Source organism: Microcella sp., from assembly GCF_046296455.1.
Taxonomy (GTDB): domain Bacteria; phylum Actinomycetota; class Actinomycetes; order Actinomycetales; family Microbacteriaceae; genus Microcella.
The window spans coordinates 36,691-54,586 of the sequence record NZ_JBKBLF010000012.1; the positions used below are offsets into that span (position 1 = coordinate 36,691).

At 64.4% G+C, this 17,896-nt stretch carries 19 protein-coding genes; 13 read left to right on the top strand and 6 right to left on the bottom strand.

The genetic code is table 11. The features are described from left to right. The first annotated feature begins 19 nt into the window (after positions 1 to 19). From ACK4HH_RS07920 to ACK4HH_RS07950, 7 genes are all read left to right on the top strand, one after another. Positions 20 to 952 carry a ParB/RepB/Spo0J family partition protein gene (locus tag ACK4HH_RS07920; RefSeq protein ID WP_409650481.1) on the top strand — a complete coding sequence of 311 codons (933 nt, stop codon included), beginning with the start codon at positions 20 to 22 and terminating at the stop codon, positions 950 to 952. After that, a complete protein-coding gene (locus ACK4HH_RS07925; RefSeq protein WP_409650483.1) occupies positions 949 to 1,716 on the top strand; it encodes a hypothetical protein in 768 nt (255 codons plus the stop codon). Before ACK4HH_RS07920 ends, ACK4HH_RS07925 begins: the two co-directional genes overlap by 4 nt. Continuing rightward, a complete protein-coding gene (locus ACK4HH_RS07930; RefSeq protein ID WP_409650485.1) occupies positions 1,713 to 2,342 on the top strand; it encodes a hypothetical protein in 630 nt (209 codons plus the stop codon). The genes ACK4HH_RS07925 and ACK4HH_RS07930 overlap by 4 nt, the downstream gene beginning before the upstream one ends. Beyond that, the gene (locus ACK4HH_RS07935) at positions 2,339 to 3,664 is read left to right on the top strand and encodes a hypothetical protein (protein WP_409650487.1); all 1,326 of its coding nucleotides are present in this window, start codon (positions 2,339 to 2,341) and stop codon (positions 3,662 to 3,664) included. Before ACK4HH_RS07930 ends, ACK4HH_RS07935 begins: the two co-directional genes overlap by 4 nt. 38 nt (positions 3,665 to 3,702) lie before the next feature. Next, entirely contained in the window at positions 3,703 to 3,951 is a 249-nt protein-coding gene (locus ACK4HH_RS07940) for a hypothetical protein (protein ID WP_409650489.1), read from the top strand. Beyond that, positions 3,948 to 4,910, top strand: coding sequence for a hypothetical protein (locus ACK4HH_RS07945; protein WP_409650491.1), 963 nt, complete (start codon positions 3,948 to 3,950; stop codon positions 4,908 to 4,910). Before ACK4HH_RS07940 ends, ACK4HH_RS07945 begins: the two co-directional genes overlap by 4 nt. A gap of 195 nt (positions 4,911 to 5,105) precedes the next feature. After that, positions 5,106 to 7,697, top strand: a complete 2,592-nt coding sequence (locus ACK4HH_RS07950; RefSeq protein WP_409650493.1) for a hypothetical protein — start codon at positions 5,106 to 5,108, stop codon at positions 7,695 to 7,697. Between the two features lie 79 nt (positions 7,698 to 7,776). Here the strand turns inward: ACK4HH_RS07950 and ACK4HH_RS07955 are convergent, their stop codons facing one another. The 3 genes from ACK4HH_RS07955 to ACK4HH_RS07965 form a co-directional block, all read right to left on the bottom strand. After that, the gene (locus ACK4HH_RS07955; protein ID WP_409650495.1) at positions 7,777 to 8,850 is read right to left on the bottom strand and encodes a hypothetical protein; all 1,074 of its coding nucleotides are present in this window, start codon (positions 8,848 to 8,850) and stop codon (positions 7,777 to 7,779) included. Continuing rightward, complete coding sequence (locus ACK4HH_RS07960) at positions 8,847 to 9,257, bottom strand: hypothetical protein (protein ID WP_409650497.1); 411 nt, start codon at positions 9,255 to 9,257, stop codon at positions 8,847 to 8,849. The genes ACK4HH_RS07955 and ACK4HH_RS07960 overlap by 4 nt, the downstream gene beginning before the upstream one ends. A 311-nt stretch (positions 9,258 to 9,568) precedes the next feature. Further along, the gene (locus tag ACK4HH_RS07965) at positions 9,569 to 10,198 is read right to left on the bottom strand and encodes a hypothetical protein (RefSeq protein WP_409650499.1); all 630 of its coding nucleotides are present in this window, start codon (positions 10,196 to 10,198) and stop codon (positions 9,569 to 9,571) included. A gap of 326 nt (positions 10,199 to 10,524) precedes the next feature. On the opposite strand from ACK4HH_RS07965, the gene ACK4HH_RS07970 reads away from it, so the two are divergent. The 3 genes from ACK4HH_RS07970 to ACK4HH_RS07980 are packed head-to-tail and all read left to right on the top strand — an operon-like array spanning position 10,525 to position 12,526. Next, entirely contained in the window at positions 10,525 to 11,085 is a 561-nt protein-coding gene (locus tag ACK4HH_RS07970; RefSeq protein WP_409650501.1) for a hypothetical protein, read from the top strand. Further along, entirely contained in the window at positions 11,082 to 11,795 is a 714-nt protein-coding gene (locus ACK4HH_RS07975) for a hypothetical protein (protein ID WP_409650503.1), read from the top strand. Before ACK4HH_RS07970 ends, ACK4HH_RS07975 begins: the two co-directional genes overlap by 4 nt. A 56-nt stretch (positions 11,796 to 11,851) precedes the next feature. Continuing rightward, positions 11,852 to 12,526, top strand: a complete 675-nt coding sequence (locus tag ACK4HH_RS07980; RefSeq protein ID WP_409650505.1) for a M23 family metallopeptidase — start codon at positions 11,852 to 11,854, stop codon at positions 12,524 to 12,526. Positions 12,527 to 13,164: 638 nt separating this feature from the next. Here ACK4HH_RS07980 and ACK4HH_RS07985 read toward each other — a convergent pair. After that, positions 13,165 to 14,517 (bottom strand): dihydrolipoyl dehydrogenase family protein, encoded by a 1,353-nt coding sequence (locus tag ACK4HH_RS07985; protein WP_409650507.1) that lies wholly within the window; start codon positions 14,515 to 14,517, stop codon positions 13,165 to 13,167. A 55-nt stretch (positions 14,518 to 14,572) separates the two neighbouring features. Next, a complete protein-coding gene (locus tag ACK4HH_RS07990; protein ID WP_409650509.1) occupies positions 14,573 to 14,881 on the bottom strand; it encodes a thioredoxin family protein in 309 nt (102 codons plus the stop codon). A 55-nt stretch (positions 14,882 to 14,936) separates the two neighbouring features. Between ACK4HH_RS07990 and ACK4HH_RS07995 the strand changes: the two genes are divergently transcribed. Continuing rightward, positions 14,937 to 15,341, top strand: coding sequence for a heavy metal-responsive transcriptional regulator (locus tag ACK4HH_RS07995; protein WP_409650511.1), 405 nt, complete (start codon positions 14,937 to 14,939; stop codon positions 15,339 to 15,341). Between the two features lie 99 nt (positions 15,342 to 15,440). On the opposite strand, the gene ACK4HH_RS08000 is transcribed toward ACK4HH_RS07995, so the two are convergent. Then, positions 15,441 to 16,037, bottom strand: coding sequence for a cation transporter (locus ACK4HH_RS08000; protein WP_409650513.1), 597 nt, complete (start codon positions 16,035 to 16,037; stop codon positions 15,441 to 15,443). Positions 16,038 to 16,148: 111 nt separating this feature from the next. On the opposite strand from ACK4HH_RS08000, the gene ACK4HH_RS08005 reads away from it, so the two are divergent. Then, a complete protein-coding gene (locus ACK4HH_RS08005; RefSeq protein ID WP_409650515.1) occupies positions 16,149 to 17,132 on the top strand; it encodes an arsenic resistance protein in 984 nt (327 codons plus the stop codon). A gap of 357 nt (positions 17,133 to 17,489) precedes the next feature. Continuing rightward, a complete protein-coding gene (locus ACK4HH_RS08010; RefSeq protein WP_409650517.1) occupies positions 17,490 to 17,807 on the top strand; it encodes a hypothetical protein in 318 nt (105 codons plus the stop codon). Positions 17,808 to 17,896: the final 89 nt, after the last annotated feature.

The following is a 17,896-nucleotide window of genomic DNA, read 5'->3' on the forward strand; positions in this document are numbered from 1 at the left end:
CATCCCCGGAGTCCGGGAGATGTCCTGGACCAAGGCCGGCGCGCGTATGGCCGGCGGCGACAAGGAGTTCGACCGGCTCGTGCCGTCTGCGATCTTCGTGGAAGGCGGCATGGTGCCACGATCCCACGCCGTGCTCGAGAGCGTGGTCGAGTCGATGGAAGCTGTCGGCCAGCTGGTGCCGATCATCGTGGCGGCTGACGGGAATGTGCTTTTGGATGGCGTGACGCGGCTAGAAGCAGCGAAACGACTGGGGCTCCCCTTTGTCACCGCGGTCAAGGTCCGGGACATCGACACGCTCGGGCAGCTGGTGCTGCGAATCGTGTCGAACGCAGACCACTATCGGGCATCGTTCACAGTGCTCGAGGCGACGGCACTCTCGAACCGGTACAAGGCACTGCTTTCAGAGAAGGGTGAACGCAATCGGCTTTCCGCTGCGAAGCGAACGATCGCAGAAGTGAATGGCACCGAAGTCCCCAAATTGGGGAGTTCAGCGGACGCGGAGCTCATTGGCGACGCAGCGAAAGCGGCGGCGGCCTTCGTCCCATACGGTCACGAGACGATTCGCAAGGTCAACACCATCCAAGCCCTCGTGACCGATGAGTCCAGGCCAGAGTCAGTGCGACAGGCCGCGCGGGAGGCCTTGGCCCGCATCGAAAAGACCAACACGGTCGACGGCCACTACCGGCGCGTGCAGGAAGTCATCGCGAACGAGGAAGATGCGGCGATGTTCAACGCGGCCATCGCTGCAGAGCCTGACCTGAGCAAGCCGTGGCGAGACCTTGACGTGGCGACGAACAAGGCCGAAACGCTGCTGAAGATCATCCCGGAGCAGGTGGTGTCGTGGGGGCGCACAGCCAACGACATGCACCTGCCTTACGTGGGCCGATTGCTGTCGATTCGTGCCTGGATCGACGACTACGTGCGTGTGTGCGAAGCGGAGGCCGAGCGGTGATTCCGGAGAAGTGGACCAACAGGCAGCTGGTGCAGGTGCTCGCGAGCATTCCCGACGACCGTGTTGCGGCGTGTGCATGGTGGTCGTCGCTCGCGGGCCTCGCGCTCCTAGCGCAGATTGAGCACCACATGACGGCACCGGTGGTGGCCGCCACCAGACGCGAGCTCTCGGTAGAGGTCGACGCGGGCGAAGTGACGTCCACGGCGTGGCTTCTGCTGTCGCCGGAGCGCTCGCTCCTGCTGAAGCACCTGCTGTCGCCTGACACGGAGAACCCGTGGGGCTACCTGCACGCCTCGGTGAAGAATCAGGTGCTCGACGATGTGGGCCGATACTTCCGCCGCGAGATCACCGACGCCCTGGAGGATCGCGCGATCGAGGAACCGCTCGAGGAGGAGCGCACACTGGAGTTCGTCGTCGCCCGTACCGCTTGCGTACTCGCTCCAGTCACCCCGAGCTACCTGCGCGCAGGGCTCGTGGATGCGGTCGACTGGATGGCAGACGTCGCCACACGCGGCCGCCTCAGCCACCTCCACGCGCTCGCCGGTCGCAGCCCTGAACTGCGTCGGTTCGGCTTCGGCGGCGACCGCGGGCGAGCGCTGGCCAACGTGACCGTTGGTAAGCGTCCCGACCACTCTGTCTCTAGCCTCTTCGCAGGGTTCCTTCTACAGCCGCAGTGGGAGCCGGCGCACTCTCCCCGCCATGCGGCGTCGATCCGCGAGTACGCGATGCGGATGTCGAGCCTCACGGTGAGGAGCGCGGCATGATGGCGGAAGCGATGGCCTGGGTTCTCGAGTCGTCTGTGCCGAACCCGGCGAAGGCGGTCCTCGTGGCACTGGCCAACTGGAGCGATGAAGACAACTCGTGCTCTCCGAGCATCGAGCGAATCGCGCAGGTGGCGTCGATCGCGCCCGAACAAGTCGTGCTGGAGCTCGACCATCTCCAGAAGTCCGGGATGATCGCGGTCCGCCAGCATCGTAGCTACCGTGACGGGACGCTGGGTGTGCGGTACTACCTGCAACTAGGTGTTGCGTATATCCCGCCCGCTGCGTCGGAGGAGTCCCACGCGCCCGTCGATGACGGGTACACAGAGTTTCATCGTGACGTGGTGCGCGCGCTCGTCAAGCATCCCTTCGCGTTTTCGGTGTACGCCCTGCTGGTGCTAGACGCTGATCGAAGCGGCGTCGCTCAGATCTCGATCCGGGGCATGGCCGAGCATGGCGGCGTGACCGAGCGTGAGGTGCGTTCGGCGTTGGAGGCGATCCTTGCGACACCTTACGCAGAGCGGCTAGGACGGTCGTCGCATGATGGCGACCGCGTCACCGTCCAGCTGCGGCCCGAGAGCGACTACCTGCGCCCCGATCTCGACTCGTTCGGCGGGGGGGCCTCATGAGCCAGGAGCAGGGCTACTTCATTCGCCCCCGTCTGGCGATAGACCGAGACTTTGGAATCCACCGCAACGCCTGGGTGCGCGATCAACGGATCGTGGGCAACCCGTTGAGCATTTACCTGTACTTGCTGTCCCACGACCCTGGCTTCCAGATCACCCTGGAGAGCGCCCGCAAGGGGCTCGGCCTAGGGAAAGATGCCTTCATCACCGCGCGGCGCACCCTGGAGGTGGCCGGCTATCTGCGGATGGTGAAGGTCACACATCCGGCCGGCACGGTGGACGCGAATGGTCGCAGCATCGGGGGCCGCGTACTGCGGTACGACATCGAAGTGCTGGACCCTGAACCGCCTCCGTTCGGTCCCGCATCTGCTGTAGCTCGCCCCAGCGCGCCTGTGGATAACTCTTTCGGCGATCAGGGTAGTGAAATCGAGAATCGGGCTGAAAACGCACAAAAACCCTGGTCAAATCCGGTTACGGGTTTTCCGGTAGCGGATGATCCGCTACCGGATGATCCGCTACCGGATAACCCGCCTCTTAAAGAAAACCAAGAAGATCAAGAAAACCAATCTTCTTCTTCTACCGAGGTGACCACAGAAGCGACAGCGGCGGATTCGGAAGCGGCGGCGTTGCCGCCGGACGACGACGGTGAGCTCGGCGGTGGTGGGGGTGATTCGGCGGCTCTTGTCGACGACAGACTCGGGGGGTGGACTCCGTCGGCGTCTCCCGGAACTGCGCCGGCCGTCGCGGTGGCGCCAGTGCTCGCCGAGTCAGAGCCTCCGGTACGTGGCTCGTCAGACGCTGGCCGGAAGTCCGGCCGCGGTCCGAACGCTCGGCGCGCGCTGTCGGGTGACCTCGGCGTGGTCGAGGGTGAGCCGCCCGCTGGCGATCAACACGAGCCGGTGGATCTGCAGCGCCTACTTCGTGCGGGAATCGAGGTTTCCCTGCGCGAGCTCGACGCCAGGCTGAACCTGTCGGAGATCCTCCGGCGCCTGTCGGATGCGGGTGTGAACGGCGAGCGGGTTGACGTGCCGGCCGCGGCGGCGTTCGTGCTGTCGGCGGCAGCCAGGCCGGTCGGTGACCCGTCGGCATACGTCGCCGCGGCGATCATCCGAGAGCCTGCTCGGTGGCCGTGGCACGCGCTCCCGTCGACGGGAGTACCCGCTGGCAGGCCGGCCCGGTCGACGTGTGAACTTCAGGGCCACCGATACCTGGATGAGTTCCGGATGCAGTGCGTGAGATGTCACCAAGAGCGGCCCGGCTGGCGCGAGGAACGTTACGCCGCCGACAGTGACGGAGCGGATAAAGCTAGGGCGGTGGCGTCCTGAGCGGCGTCGGACCGCTCTCGCCGGTCCAGACAGCTCCCGTGGCGCCGGCAGAAAACCTGCAAGCCACCTTCGAGGCGCGCGAGCTGCTGCTCGCGATGCTCGGCGCGGGCGACCCATCAATGCACGAGCGGGTGTTGAGCGTCGTGCGGCACGCTGCGCTCGCCCCGGTGGTGAACGAAGCGCCGGCCAGCCCGGATGACGAAGTGTTGACGGTCTCCTTCGAGCGGGTATTCACCCGTTCGCAGGTGGTCGAGGTGTTGAACGAGCTGAGGAGAGCAGGAGCATGAGCGAGACGATGATCGATCGCGCCAAGAGCGTGGAGGCGCGGCGAGACGCCGAGACCGTCAGCCGACTGAAGGGCTTCTCGGCGTTCGTGCTGCTGGTGCTCGCCGCGACAAGCTTTGCCGCCGGCGTGCCGGGCCTGCTGGACGCAGGCCGGTGGGCGCGGCTGGGTGACATGGCGTGGCTGACACCGATCGCGATCGACGGAGGCCTGGTGTTCTTCTCGGCCAGCGCGATGGCCTGGCGGGCAGAGACAGCGCGAGCGTCGAAGCTGGGCTGGCTGATGGTGTGGACGCTGTCGGCAGTCAGTGTTGCGGCGCAGATCGCACACGTGCTGGGCGACAATCAGGCCCCTGGAGTGCAGGACTACGTCGGCGCGGGAGTGGCGAGCATGTTCCCGCTGCTGGTGCTTGCCTCAACCCGCCAGTTCGAGATGCTGCGCTTCTCTCGCCTGATCGACCGTGAAGCGAACCGGGTTGCCGCTCGTGACGCTTTGGAGGCACCGAAGGCGGCGAAGGCCAAGAAGCCCCAGAAGGCCTCCCCGAAGAGGACGGCGAAGCCCGCACTGACTCCGCCGCGCGGTCCAGGCTCGCGTCCGAGCGTGACCGTGGAGCGCCCAGCGACACCGCCTCTCGGTGGACCGAGCAGCACCTCCCTCGCCCAGCCTGCAGCGTCGACGGCGAAGCCGAGCATGGCGCTGGTCGGGCAAGCTCGCGCCAGCGACGCCGGGGATATCGATCAGCCCGCCAGCCAGGCGGAGGTGCTCGAGTGGGTGCGCGGGCGTGTACTGGCGGGGGAGCGTCCGTCGGCGGCGACCGTGGGCGAGATGCTCGGGAAGTCCAAGGCATCCGGGCTTCGGCTGGTCAATCGCGTCACCGAGGACCTTGAGGCACGACGCGGCGGCGCCGTGGCCTCGGCTCAGTCCGAGGCCTGGCCGCTGGCGGGAGCCAGTCGCGCCGGGTAGAACGCATCCGATTTGCGCAATGCGTACGTCTTCAGGCGTGAGGCCCCCGCCTCCCTCCTTCTGCTGAGACGTGGAAGGGCATGCGCAATCGGAAGGAACTTTAGGGACATGCGTTCCACAAAATTGATGGCCACGCAGAGGCCCACTCGGAAGCACTGGGCAGGCGGAATTCGCCGCACGTTTATCAATGCGCTCGTGGCGTTGATCGCCGTGACCATGATCGCAACCTCGACTGGGCTCGACGCTCAACCAGCTCACGCTGCCTCTTATGGGCCCGGGTATGACGGGCCCAACGGTCGCATCGGGGCATATCTGGTCGGTTCCACGGTGGTGTACTGCCTGCGCCCTGCGGAGCCGCGACCGTTGGGCTCGACCACCTTCGCCGGCTATCAGACGTGGCCGGGCGGCGCGTCCGGCCCCAGCATGAGTGCGACGTCGAACGCGCGCGTCAGTTGGGCGATCGCTACCTACGGGCAGACCGCGAACGACAACTGGGCTGTGGCGGTGACGATGTATGTGTGGTCGTTGGCAGACCCGACGGAGTACAACAGCCACGGCATGTCTGGCGACTCGTGGTACATCGGCCGCGTGCCCTCGGCACAGCGAAACACGGTGCGCGCGAATCTGGCGACCATCCGTGCGAACGACGACGCCATCGTGGCTGGCTCCACCGGATCAGGAACCGGTCGGCTCGTATTTGCCGTCGACGAGGGCAACAACTACCTAGGCACAATGACGGTGGACTCTCTCAGCCCCTCAACTGCGACGGGCACGCTCACGCTGACAAACGGCATCTTCCTCGCCAACGGCACCAACGTCCTCGCGGGCGCAACCGCGGGCATGACGTTGGACATTCAGGGTGTCCCGCCGACTGACGACGGAGAGCCGTACAAGATCAGTGGTGTCGGTGACTTCACCGCCGGCGGTGGCTGGCGCGGCGAGGTTGCCGTCTACACCACCCCGGGCGCGCAACCTCTAGGCGGTCCCGGCCGACGGGCAGTGAACAACTTCCAGATCTCCGGGATTGACCCGGCTGATCGCGCCACGGTGTTCCAGCCTGCCTTGACGACGCAGGTGGCGTCGAAATTCATCGAGCCAGCGCAACCGTTCGATGACGTGGTGACCTTCACCACCGTGCCCGCCGCCGACGGACTCAACAACCCGTGGTACCAGCGACTCTCTGGCAACTACGAACAGATCGTGGCCTTCGGGACCGTCTACGGACCGTTCCTGCAACAGCCGGTCGAGGCGGCCGACGTACCCGCTGGCGCGCCAATCGCGGGCACTGCGACGGTGACGACTAGCCTGTCGGACGGCCCAACCGTGCCCTACACGGTCACCACGGCTGAGCTCGCGATCGAACCAGGCTTCTACACCTGGGTTTGGGAGATCGCCTACGACAACCAGCCCGCCCGTACCCAGCTGTACATCCCGGACGCGTACTCGTTCGTGGACCGATTCGGGCAAGTGGCGGAGACTCAGATCAGCCCGACTCAGCTGCGGTTCACCACGATGCTGACGACCGACCAGGCCGCCGTCAGTGATCAAGTTGATGACGTCATCGATGTCTACACAGTCGGCGGTTGGCTTCGCGACCGTGGCACGCGAGTTCCGGTGGTGCTCACCGGCACCGCCTACTATTCGGCCACACGACCCGTTGTCTCCGACACGGTGCCAGCCTTCGCAGAGGCAGTGGGCATCTACACGGTGACCACCGACACCCCGGGTGAGGTGACCGCGCAGAACATCGACGTCGGTCTTCGAGAGGGCTTCGTGACGTTGGTGTGGTGTGTAGATCCTGCGGCACAACCGGAGCCGCTGCGCGGCCTCATGGCAGCGTGGTGTGATCAGTACGGGCTGGCATCCGAGACGGTGGAAGTCTCGGCGCCGATCGTCGTCACCGCGGCACAGCCTTTGGCGACGCCGTCGGAAACTGTGACCGACACGGCGATCGTGTCCGGTGCGGTTCCGACGTCGGGAATCGAGATCTCCTTCGAGGGATTCCTGCAGCCGGTCGACGCAACCGTGCCGGTGTGTGAGGCGGGCAACCGCATCTACGCCTCGAGCGCGCCCATCACGGTCACTGCTCCAGGCGAGTACGTCTCAGAAGAGTTCGAAGTGACTATGGACCACCTCGGTACTGTCTACTGGGTCGAGACCGCTCGACTGCCGGATGGCACGCTCATTCACGAAGGCGAGTGCGGTCTGCCCAACGAGACCACCCTGGTGCAACTTGTGGAGGTCACCACCCAGGCCACCGAGGCAGTGGAGCTCGGTACGGAGGCGCGTGACACGGCTCTGCTGGTGGGCATGGTTCCCGCTGGTGCGGTGATTACCTTCAATGCCTACTGGCAGCCAGAGGGCACCCCGACTGCTGGTGGCGGACAGCTTGACGACGACGGCATCGTCATCGCTCCGGTGTGCGAGCCGGAGAACCTGGTGTTCGACGGCACCCAGGCGCCAGTTGCCGCGCCGGCAGGGAACCACCCTGACGGCACAACCGTCCAGGGGCCGGCGACGGAGTTCACCGAGCCAGGCACCTACTTCTGGGTGGAGACTCTGACCGATCGAAACGGCACCATGCTCCATCAGGGCGAGTGCGGCGCACCGGACGAGACGACCTTCGTCTCAGCACCGCGGCCGCCGCTGCCAGTCACAGGTGCAGCGGACGTGCTGGCACCACTCGGTCTGCTGGCAGGAGGGGTCATGGTCGCGGGACTTGCGGCTCTCGCTATCGCCACCCTCCGTCGCCGCCGTGAGATCGTCGAACAGGTCGCGGCGGAGTAAGTCCGCAGGACAGAGAAGTCAGGAGCCCTCGCGCCGTTAGGCGGGAGGGCTCCTGACTTTCTCGAGCGATTGCGGCTCGCTATCCGCACACGAAGAACTTGACTGTTCCGAGACCGCTAGAGGCGTAGTCAATTCGGTATGACCAAGGGAATGTGTAGGAGGGGGTCGAAGTCCCCCCAAAGCCAGGGGTGTGAGACCCATAGGCGCCCGGGTCCACGCAGGATGACAGCGGCACGTGTGCCGAGTTCGTCCTGACGTACGTCGGCTCGTTGTTCAGGCAGGCCAAGTTGTTGTTGAAGCCAAGGCTCGTGCAAAGAGCCGCGCGCGGGTGAGGCGGAGGCGGAGGGGGAGGGGGAGGGGCAGTCGTCCCACCACCCCCGGAGGTGTTGCCGCCGCCTGACGTGTCCCCTCCCGCAGTGTTGCCACCTGAGGTGTTCTCGCCTGACGTGGTGCCGCCCGCCGTCGTGCCGCCACCGACAGGGGGCGCTCCGGCGACGACTGCCGCCTTGTCGTGGGCGTCGCGCGCGACAGTAGCGGCAGCGAGCAAAGCCTCGATCAGTTGATCTCGATCGGCGTAACTTGAGGACACCCCGTAGGGTGCGGCGCTGAGATTCTGCACTGCCTGCTGAAGGCTCTCCTTCTCAGCCTCACCAGCCAGAGCCACCCCGGCCAGAGCGGCGCGACCGTCAGCGATGATGACGCGCAGCACTCGGTCGAGCTCGCGCACCGCGGCGAAGGTCGCCTCGCGAGCATCTGTCCGTGTGTAGTGCTCGTCGACCAGCGCAGACCGCACCTTCTCCAGACGCTCCAAGTCCAGCTCGAGAACAGGCTCGCCGTCTTCGTCGACGAGCGCGTTGAGCACATCGCTGATTGTTGATGCGAGCTCGTCGGCCTCCGTCACCGCATCGGAGAGGTCGGCGGCTTCGGCGGCCGCCAGGGCGCTATCCGCCGCGGCCTGGGCCTGCTCGAGCTGCTGAGCCTGAACAGTGTTGACGGCCATGATGGCCCCGGCCACGAGCGCCAAGGCGAGGGTGATCCCAACACCGATCAGGACCCGACGCCGGCGGTGCGACGGCGACGACGCGGGTGGAGCTGGAGCGTCAGTTTCGGTTACGGCGTCCGCCGGCTCAGGGGTGTCGTTCGTCGTACTCACGAGGTGGTTCCTTTCGAAGCGTCGTTTCCCAGTGTGTCGGGTTTGGTGGGCGCATCCCGCACACCGGAAGACATGCACGCTGCGCAGGGCCACCCGTGGCGGGTGTTGGTGAACTCGTCGAAGCGGTCCTCGTCGACGTATTGGCGAAACAGCGCCGCGAGCTCGCGCGCGGCTTCCTGGGCGTCGGCTCTCTGAGGCATGGCGTCCAAGGCGACGGTGACTTCCTCGCTTCCGTAGAACTGCAGCGTGCACACCGGATGCCAGCCGGCGGCGCTGCGGCACGAGTGTGCGTGGACCGCCGCGATGTCGTTGACGATGATGCTTCGGTCGCGGCGCCGACCGATTTCCGGTTCGCCGGAGAACTTGAGTGGGGTCTCCAGCACCTCGAGGGACTCTTTCTGCGTCATGCCGTCACTATGGGCCGCACCGGTGACGATTCGGCGTCCTAGCAGTGCTCTGTGGAGAACTGGAGCCGGGAATGGCTGAAAGCCCACCTGTGAGGGAGTGCGTCACCCGCGTCACCGCATCGCGTCATGGAGCGCGTCACGCACTGCGTCACCTGCGTCACCACACCGCGCAATGGAGCGCGTCAGCAGGTGCGTCATGAATCGCTTCACCGCGTCATGCAGCGAATGATGCATCACGTCATGGAGCGCTCTTCGACGCAAAAGGCGGCATCACTCCTGGAAGTGATGCCGCCCGGTCCTAGTGCTGAGCGTCAGTGGGAGAGCGCCACCTCTGCGATCTGAAGCGCCCGTTCGCGCGTCATGCCCACAGGCATGAAGCCATCCTTCGGTGCGAAGCGCACGGGCGGGCAGCCGGTGAGGTGACGCACCTGCATCCGCAGTTGCTCCCATGCTTTGAGGTCTGCCGCTGTGGTGGGGATCTCCGTCGGGTGTATCAGAAGCCACAGGTCGAAGCTCACGTACTGCTCGAGCAGGATGCGCTTCTTCTTCCACTCATGCTGGGTGCTCCTAAAGAACCGCTTGGACTCGCTGCGAGCCTGCGCCTTCTCATCCTCGCTGCGCGTGGTGCGACGAGCCGGTCCAAGGCTGGCCAGTGCAATGCGGTGAACCTTCTGGCGGGGCGCGTCAGGATTCCGAACGGTCATCCGCGCGGCCTCAACGGCGGCCGCGGTCTCGCGCGCGCGACGCAGGCTGTAGTCGGCCCTGCTGCGAGTGTTCACGTAGGCGCGCTGTGTGGCGAGGACGATTCCGAGCGTGCCTGAGGTGGTGGCTTCGGCGTTCAACTCTTGCTTCTGGCGGGGGGAGAGCTTCCCGAGGTGGCGCAGAAACTCTTCCCACGTCGGTTGGTAGGTGTGCGGGTAGGTGCTGGTGGTGACGCTCATGAGGGGTGTTTCCCATCTGCTCTTGACTGTGGGGAGGCGATTTCGCCGGGGCGGGCCGTGGCCTGCCCTTGCCGCCGTAGGGCGGCTCTGCGGAGGCTCCGCGTCAAGTGGGGAGAGAGCGGTTTATGCCGGACTGAGCGCGTCAGCGGGAGGGAGGATTAAAGAGCGATCGGAGGCTTGATGGGGAGGGCAGAGCCGCTAGGCGAGACTTCCCGGCGATGACACCGGTACGGGGGCAGCGGGATACTCAGGCGCGCTTTGCGCGGCGTATAGATCTGGGGGTGAGACAGGCCAGCGAGGGCTTGCAAGATCAGGGAGCCACACCAATGAGCGAAGACTTTCCGCAGCTGCCGGCAGGCGATCTAGACGCGATGAAGCAGGCCGGAGGACTGGTCGAACATGGCGGCTGGGAGGTCGAGCAGGACGACGAGCGCGACCTGGAGGAGCCGATGCCCTCCGGCGGCATGATGGGGCCGATCAACTGGTGGGCGCTGTCGCCCAGCGCGCAAGCGACCGTGTTGGCTGGCTTGAGCGTGTGGGTGACGCGTCTGGTGCGAACGTTCCAGATCGAGTGGACCGAGATTCCCCCCTGGTGGTACCGGCATGAGGGATTCATCCACGAATTGTTGGCGCTGAAGCAGGCGCGTGAGCAGGTCGCCTACGATCCGGCTGAGGCCGAAAGTGCGCCGCTGACATGGCTTCATAACTTGTCGCTTGCGCGAGGCAGATTGCGCGCACTGCGGGACTCTCTGGGTGGGGACTACCGAACCTGCCCTGAGCCTCGGGTTCCGGGGTGGGCGGCGCTGTCGGGGGACGAAAGTCGCACGTGGCAAGTAGAGGTTGAGCGATACGCGATGGATAAGACATTGAGGGGGAGCGAACGATGAGCGCTGTGAACAACATCACTTGGGGCCGGCTACGAATAGCGGGCCTTGTAGGCGGCGTACTGGTGCTGCTGCTTCTAGCAGTGGTGGTGCTGGTGAACGTGTTTGCCGACACCGACGACACTGACGCGGCGTTGGCCGAGGTGGGAGTCGTCGATGGCCAACGGGCCGCGAACCTGGACGAGTGGGGGATGTTGACTGCTCCGATGACGGAGGACCCGGCCATATTCGGCCCGTTGGTCGCCGCGGCCCTATACACGTACGACACCCGCGAGGCGAACTACGGCCAGGCGACCGCCGGGATGAAGGCGTGGCTCATGGACTTCGACTTTGAGCCGGTCATTCCTCGCTTCGGTCACGCCGATCAGGACGAGCTGATTTGGTGGTCGGCGTTCCCGAAAGAGGACACGTACCGAGAGCAGTCCGAACGGCAGATTCGTGTCAGTGCCGTAGTCGTGGGTGAGCCGCGAATCAACGACGACCACCGAGACTGGGGCGGCGGCGATGACACCTTTCTCGAGAACGATGGGCTGAACATCGTGACGACGGACCTTGTGGTGACGTACGAGTTCACTAATGACGATCTCAGCCGTCGCACCCTTGTGGAAAACGTCACCGTTACGGCAGAGATTCACTGCGGGCAGAACATCATCGACTCACGACCAACAAGCAACTGCGTCGTAGTCAATTACCGCCCAGAGTTCATGATCTGATGCCCGCTCCGGTAGTTGCTGCTGCTCCGGTTGTCGCCGCAGGCGCGGGGGCGGGGATGAGCGCCGGTACGGCGGCGAACACTGCCTGGCAAATCTCGCCTCAGCTGCGGAAGTTCGTCAAGCAATTCGTAGCGCCGTTCATCGGCATCATGCTGATGATGCCGATCATCGTCGCCCCGTTCATTGCGGTGGCAAGTCAGGCGGCACTCGCCTCACTGCTGCGACCCCTGGCGACGAGTTGTTTGGAGGCTGCAGAGGGCGCGCAAGTGGACAACGGCAATGTGGTGTTCCCGCTACCTGCTGGGACCTGGGTGATGACATCCCCCTACGGGATGCGAGTCCACCCGGTTCACAACGTCTCGCGAATGCACAACGGCACGGACTTCGGGGCGGCAGACGGCACGCCGATTTTGTCGATCATGGACGGCATAGTGGCCGATGTTGTCTATCCGCTTTCGGGAGACAACTACATCGCAGTCAACTCCATCGACTTGGACGGGGTGAAGATCCGCACGATTTACATGCACTCGTGGACGACGGGAATTTTCGTCGTCCCCGGTCAGGAAGTCGCTGCTGGGGATGTGATCGGCACCGTCGGCAATGCAGGCACCTCCACCGGCCCCCATTTGCACTTCGAGACGTGGGTTGAAGGCAAGCGGGTGGACCCGGTGCCCTTCCTGGCCACTTACGGCGCGCTCGGGGTCGCGGATTGCGAATTACTGAGGGCCTAATGCTAAGCACACCTGTTTCTACTCAAACGGTGTTGGATCGCGAGGCTCTAGTTAGCGCATGAGTTGCGACGTTAGTTGTTACTCACGCCCTCGAGCTCGAGCGTGAATCCGCCGCGTAGTTTTCCCCGTCCGTGTTTGGCAGGCATTCTCGACGGCGCGGCAAGTTGGATCGGGGGCGATCAGCCCGCCCAGACACGGCCGGTCAAGTCTCCAGCATCGGGTTTCTGGCCATTGCGAGTGCCTTGGGTGGGGCGATTCAACCGAAAGCGAGAGGAGCTTCGCAACACGTGCCCCATCGATAAGGATGGGCCGACGGGCTATTTCGTGATTGTTGCTGACTGTAGTCGTTGGGGTGGACCGGCAAACCGATGCGGCAGGTGACGGGCAAGTCACTTTCCGGGTGTCGAGCTTCGTCACGATTGCCGCTGCTGTCTGGGCCGCAATGAAAGCAATCGCCGGCCCGGTTCGGCCGGTGCATAGAAGTGAAGAGGCAGGAAGACAAAACTTACGCCAGCGTGCGCTTCGATGTTCTTGATGAGCATCGACTTGATCCCAGCACCAGCTGGACCACAGGTCTTTTGGACTGGTGCCGGCTGCATCTTTGTCATCGCGAGCGGGACCGCTCGCGAACGACTGGGTCAGAGCATGGAGCCGAGGTCGGAGCCGACGGAAGGATAGGTGGCCGTCACGGATTTCAGCTGTCGGGTGGTGAGGCCGAGCTTGATGGCGAGGCCAAAGGTGTTGATCACTTCTGAATAGCCGGGGCCGAGTAGGTGCGCCCCGAGAATCAAATCGGTCTTTGAGTCGACGATCACCTTCGTCGCGGCCGTGTTCTCGCCGACTCGGTAGTTGCTGTACCAGCCGCTGGTGTCGTGGTAGCGCACGGATATCTCGCGACCATCGCGTGCAGCCTCGTGTTCGAGCATCCCGACTCGGTTCAGTTCCGGAATCGTGAACACGGTCGACGGCACTCCTGCATAATCGGGCACGGTTTCGGTGCCTTTGATCATGTTGGATGCTGCCACCTTGCCCTCGAAGACGGCAACCGGCGTCAGGCGTTCGCCGGGAGTATTCGCCGCGTCACCTGCCGCGTAGACGGACGGATTGCTGCGGCTCTGCAAGTGCTCGAACACATCTATGCCCTGCGGCCCGTGCGCGATGTCGGCTGCCGCAAGGTCGAGGCCGTCGAAGTTGGGTACGCGCCCCGCGCCGTGCACGACAAGGTTCGTGTCGATGATGGACGCGACGCCGTTCTGCTCGACTGCGACGTGAAACCCCGTGGCCGTGCGAGTGACTCCGCTCACGGAGCTGCTGTGGTGCACTTGTATTCCAACCTGGTTGCTACGGTGCACGAGCAGGTCGACGAGATCCGGGTCGAACGCGCGCAGCGGCCGTTTGCCGTGGTCGATGATCACGCAGTCCACGCCAGCGCGCGCTGCGATGTGGGCGAACTCGAACGAGACGAAGCCGCCTCCGACAAAGACGATCTTCGCGGGCAGTGCTTCAAGGTTCAGGAATTCGGTGCTGTCGATCAGCAGTTCATGGCCGGAGAATTCCAGCGGTCGGGGGCGCGCCCCGGTGGCAATGAGGAATCGCGCCGCAGTATGCGTGTCACCGTTGATTTCGAGGTCGTGAGGCCCAACGAATCGGGCATCGCCGTGAAACGTGGAGCCATTATTTCGCTTCAGCCTGGACTCCATGGCGTCGGGAACATCGTCGGTGAAGCCGTGCTTGTGCTGCATGAGGGCGGGCCAGTCGAGTGTGAGCCCGTTCTGGTCGACGCCTTTGCCTTGCATCAAGCGTGCATCGTCGATGACTTCCGCGCCTCGGCGGAGAATCTTCTTCGGGTCGCAGCCGCGCAGAGCGCAGGTGCCGCCGTAGGGGAGGGTGTCAACGATGCCCACGTTCCAGCCGTGGGATGCGCAGCGGTTGGCCGCGGTGATTCCGGCCATCCCGGCGCCGATGACGAACAGGTCGTATTCCGCGTTCACGTTGTGACTCCCTTTGTTGGTGGTGCTGGCAATCGATGAGTGAGTTCTGCGTTAGTCACGAGTCTTGTTGTTCGGGGATCGCCGTGCGCAGTTGTTCCAGAGTGGGGGCGCCGGCGAGACCAGCGGGTGTCATATACACGCGGCAGGCGAGCCCGACGGGTGCCGACGGATCGGCGAACGGATCCACTCCGTCGACGAGAATGCTGGGCGAGCCACGGAAGCCGATTTTCTCTGCGTCTTCGAGGGTTTCGACCGGCCTGTGGTGAAGCGTGGTGCCCGGGCGTTCGGACGCGATCGTCGCCAATCGTTCGGCGGCGATTGACCAATTCGCGCACCCATCGAAGTACTGCAGCGTGATCTCCATGACCGAACCATAAACGTTGTAGCGCAATATAAGGTCAAGTGGTGAGATAGGACTCATGAAGATCGGCGATTTGTCCAGAGTCAGCGGTGTGCCCTCGCAGACCATTCGGTTCTACGAGCGACGGGGACTCTTGTCGCCGTCTGGGCGTGAGGGAAATGGGTATCGCCGCTATGACCATGCGGCCGCGTCACGCCTGGACTTCATTCGTTCCGCGCAGACGGCGGGTCTCACTCTCGCTGAGATCTCTAGTGTCATCACCATCCGAGACGCGGGCGAAGCGCCCTGCGCACACGTTTCCATGCTTCTTGCCGCAAAGTTGGATGCCGTGAGGCGCCGACAGGAAGAACTCGCGCTCCTCGAAGCGGAGTTGCGGCAGCTCATTGCCGAAGGCCAAACCATGAACCCAACCGAGTGCGATGCGGGCGGCGTCTGCGACGTCATTAACGGCCCTAGGCCATAGGTAGCCTTCGAATCCCAACCCTCAAAGCGAAACGTGAGCCCTCGGTGAGGGTCTCACACTCAATAGCAAGGCTCGGTCAGGAAGTGCTCGTTTGCCCCGCTACACGGCCGCGTCGCGGGCTTCGTTCAGCTCAGCGGTTGCGGCCTTCCAGACGGCTCGCGCGGCGTCGGCATTGAGTGCGGCGATGCCCAGGCCGACCACGATGTCGATCCATCCCGTGATGATCCAGATCGAGGCTATGGCTGCGGCGATGATTGCCACGTTTGCTATCGCATCGTTGCGGGCAGACAGCCACGCAGCGCGAGCCAGGCTTCCCTCTGTTCGGCGGTGCCGTGCGAGCAGGAACGCGCAGAAGACATTGATGATCAGGGCCCCGAGGGCGGCGAGCGCAAGAGGCGCGGGGGAGGGGCGAGCCGGGTCCATGATCTTCGTGATCCCCACCCAGGCCGTTGCCAGGGCTGGAACGAGAATGAGCAGGCTCAGCAGTCGGCCGATCTTGGCCCGTTTGGTCAGGGGCCACGCTGCGGCTACGACGATCAGGAAGTTGACGGCGGCGTCTTCGAGAAAGTCGATGCTGTCGGCCAGGAGCGAGACCGAGCCAATCGAGAGCGCGACAGCGAACTCGATGCCGAAGTACAGCAGGTTGAGGACGGCCACAATGAGAACGGCACGTCGGAACGCGTTGAGAGCGACCACGGCTCAAACCTAGTGCGCAATTGCGCAGAGCTTGCTCGCATCGGGGCATCGTTCGTCTTCCCGTCACGGAGTCGAAAACCTGGTGCAATCCGCGCAGGTACAGTCGAAAACATGAACCGTGAGCAGCTAGAGCGCAACCAAGTGCTGGTGTATCTGGTTGCCGTCGTGGCGGGAATCGCCCTGGGGTCACTTGCCCCTGCGGTTGGCGAATGGGCCGAGGCGGCCATCCTGCCGGTGCTCGCTGTGCTGCTGCTCGCCACCTTCCTGCAGGTTCCCCTCGCGCACTTACCGGCCGCCTTTCGCGACGTGCGGTTTCTCGGCGCGGTGCTGATCGCCAACTTCGTGCTGATTCCGCTTGTCGTTGCGGGCCTGCTTCTGCTCGCCCCCAACGATCCGGCGATCCGGCTCGGCATCGTGATGGTGCTGGTCGTACCGTGCACGGACTGGTTTCTCACGTTTACCCATGTGGCCAAGGGCGACACTGCGCGCGCGGTCGCGGCGACGCCCGTGTTGCTGCTCGTGCAACTCGCGCTGTTGCCCGTCTATGTGTTCGTGTTGCAGGGCGGCGATCAGCGCGTCGAGATCGAACTCGGCCCGATCGTGGTGACCTTCGTTGTGCTCATCGTGATCCCGTTGGTAATCGCTGCAGTGCTCGAGCTGTTGGGGTCACGACGGCCCGGGCCGGCCGCGACTGCGGTCGAGGCTTCGGCCTGGCTTCCGGTGCCGCTCCTGGCGATTGTGCTGTTTCTGATCGCCACGTCGCAGGTGGGGGCGATCCTTGGCGCACTCCCACTGCTGCCGTGGCTCACGACGATCTTTGTGGGTTACCTCGTCGCGGCAGTCATCATCGCGCTGGTCACCAGCCGCCTTTTGCGACTTGAACCGCAGGTGACGCGCACGGTCGTGTTCAGCACGTCGACCCGCAACTCGTTCGTCGTGCTGCCGATCGCACTCGCGCTGCCTGAAGCGGCAGCCATAGCGGTCGTCGTGATCGTGGTGCAGACATTCGTCGAGTTGTTCGGCATGGTGATCGCCGTCAAAGTCGTGCCAAAGATCGTGCCCGTGCCTCCACCGGGGCTGACCTCCTCGCGATAGGCAGCATTTGGGATTGACTCCTTCAACGGCCAGTCGAGGTAGGTAGCCGCGGGTGGTCCCCAGTGGTGGTTCGCCGCTGAGCTGCAGATACAACATCCCACCTAACACGGCACGGCTGGGTCTCCGGCGTGGCGGTGAGCTCGTGGTTTTTCTCGGCGTGCGCATTCGGAAGTTTCAGCGGAGGCTGTTTCGCCGCGGCGGGCGCCAGCCGGTCACCGCCGACCGGCAAGCTGTCCCAACGCCGCTCGGAGTGCTGGCTGTCTTGAGAAGAGGTGTGTGCTTTGCGCGCGGCCGTCATCTAGTGGTGACCGCATTCCGCGGCCATTTAGATGATGCGTTCGGAAGTGAGGGTCTTCGATGGACTCGGTGTTCGTGCTCGAGGCGGCAGTGCAGGTCGCTACGGTTTCTATCCCTGACGTACAGCCGGACTTCTCGGCGCCGTTCTTCGTTGGCTTGCAACAGCTCGTGTCGTGGTTCCTGGCCGCTGCTGCTCTGTTGTCGATCGTGGCTTTGGCGTACTGCTTGATCGGTGTGATCTTCCAAGGCTTCGGCAACCAGTCGTATCAGCAGTCGGCAGCGGCGAACCTGCTGCGCGTGGTGGTCGGCGTCATATTGCTGGCCAGTGCGTCGGCGGTAGTGGGCTTTTTCTGGGGCTTCGATCTGGGGCTTGCGTAGGCGTGAAGGGGGTACTCGCAACTTTGCTGCTGACGACGACGCTCGCGCTGGGGGGCGCGAGCGCCGCAGTGGCGCTCCCACCGGACACG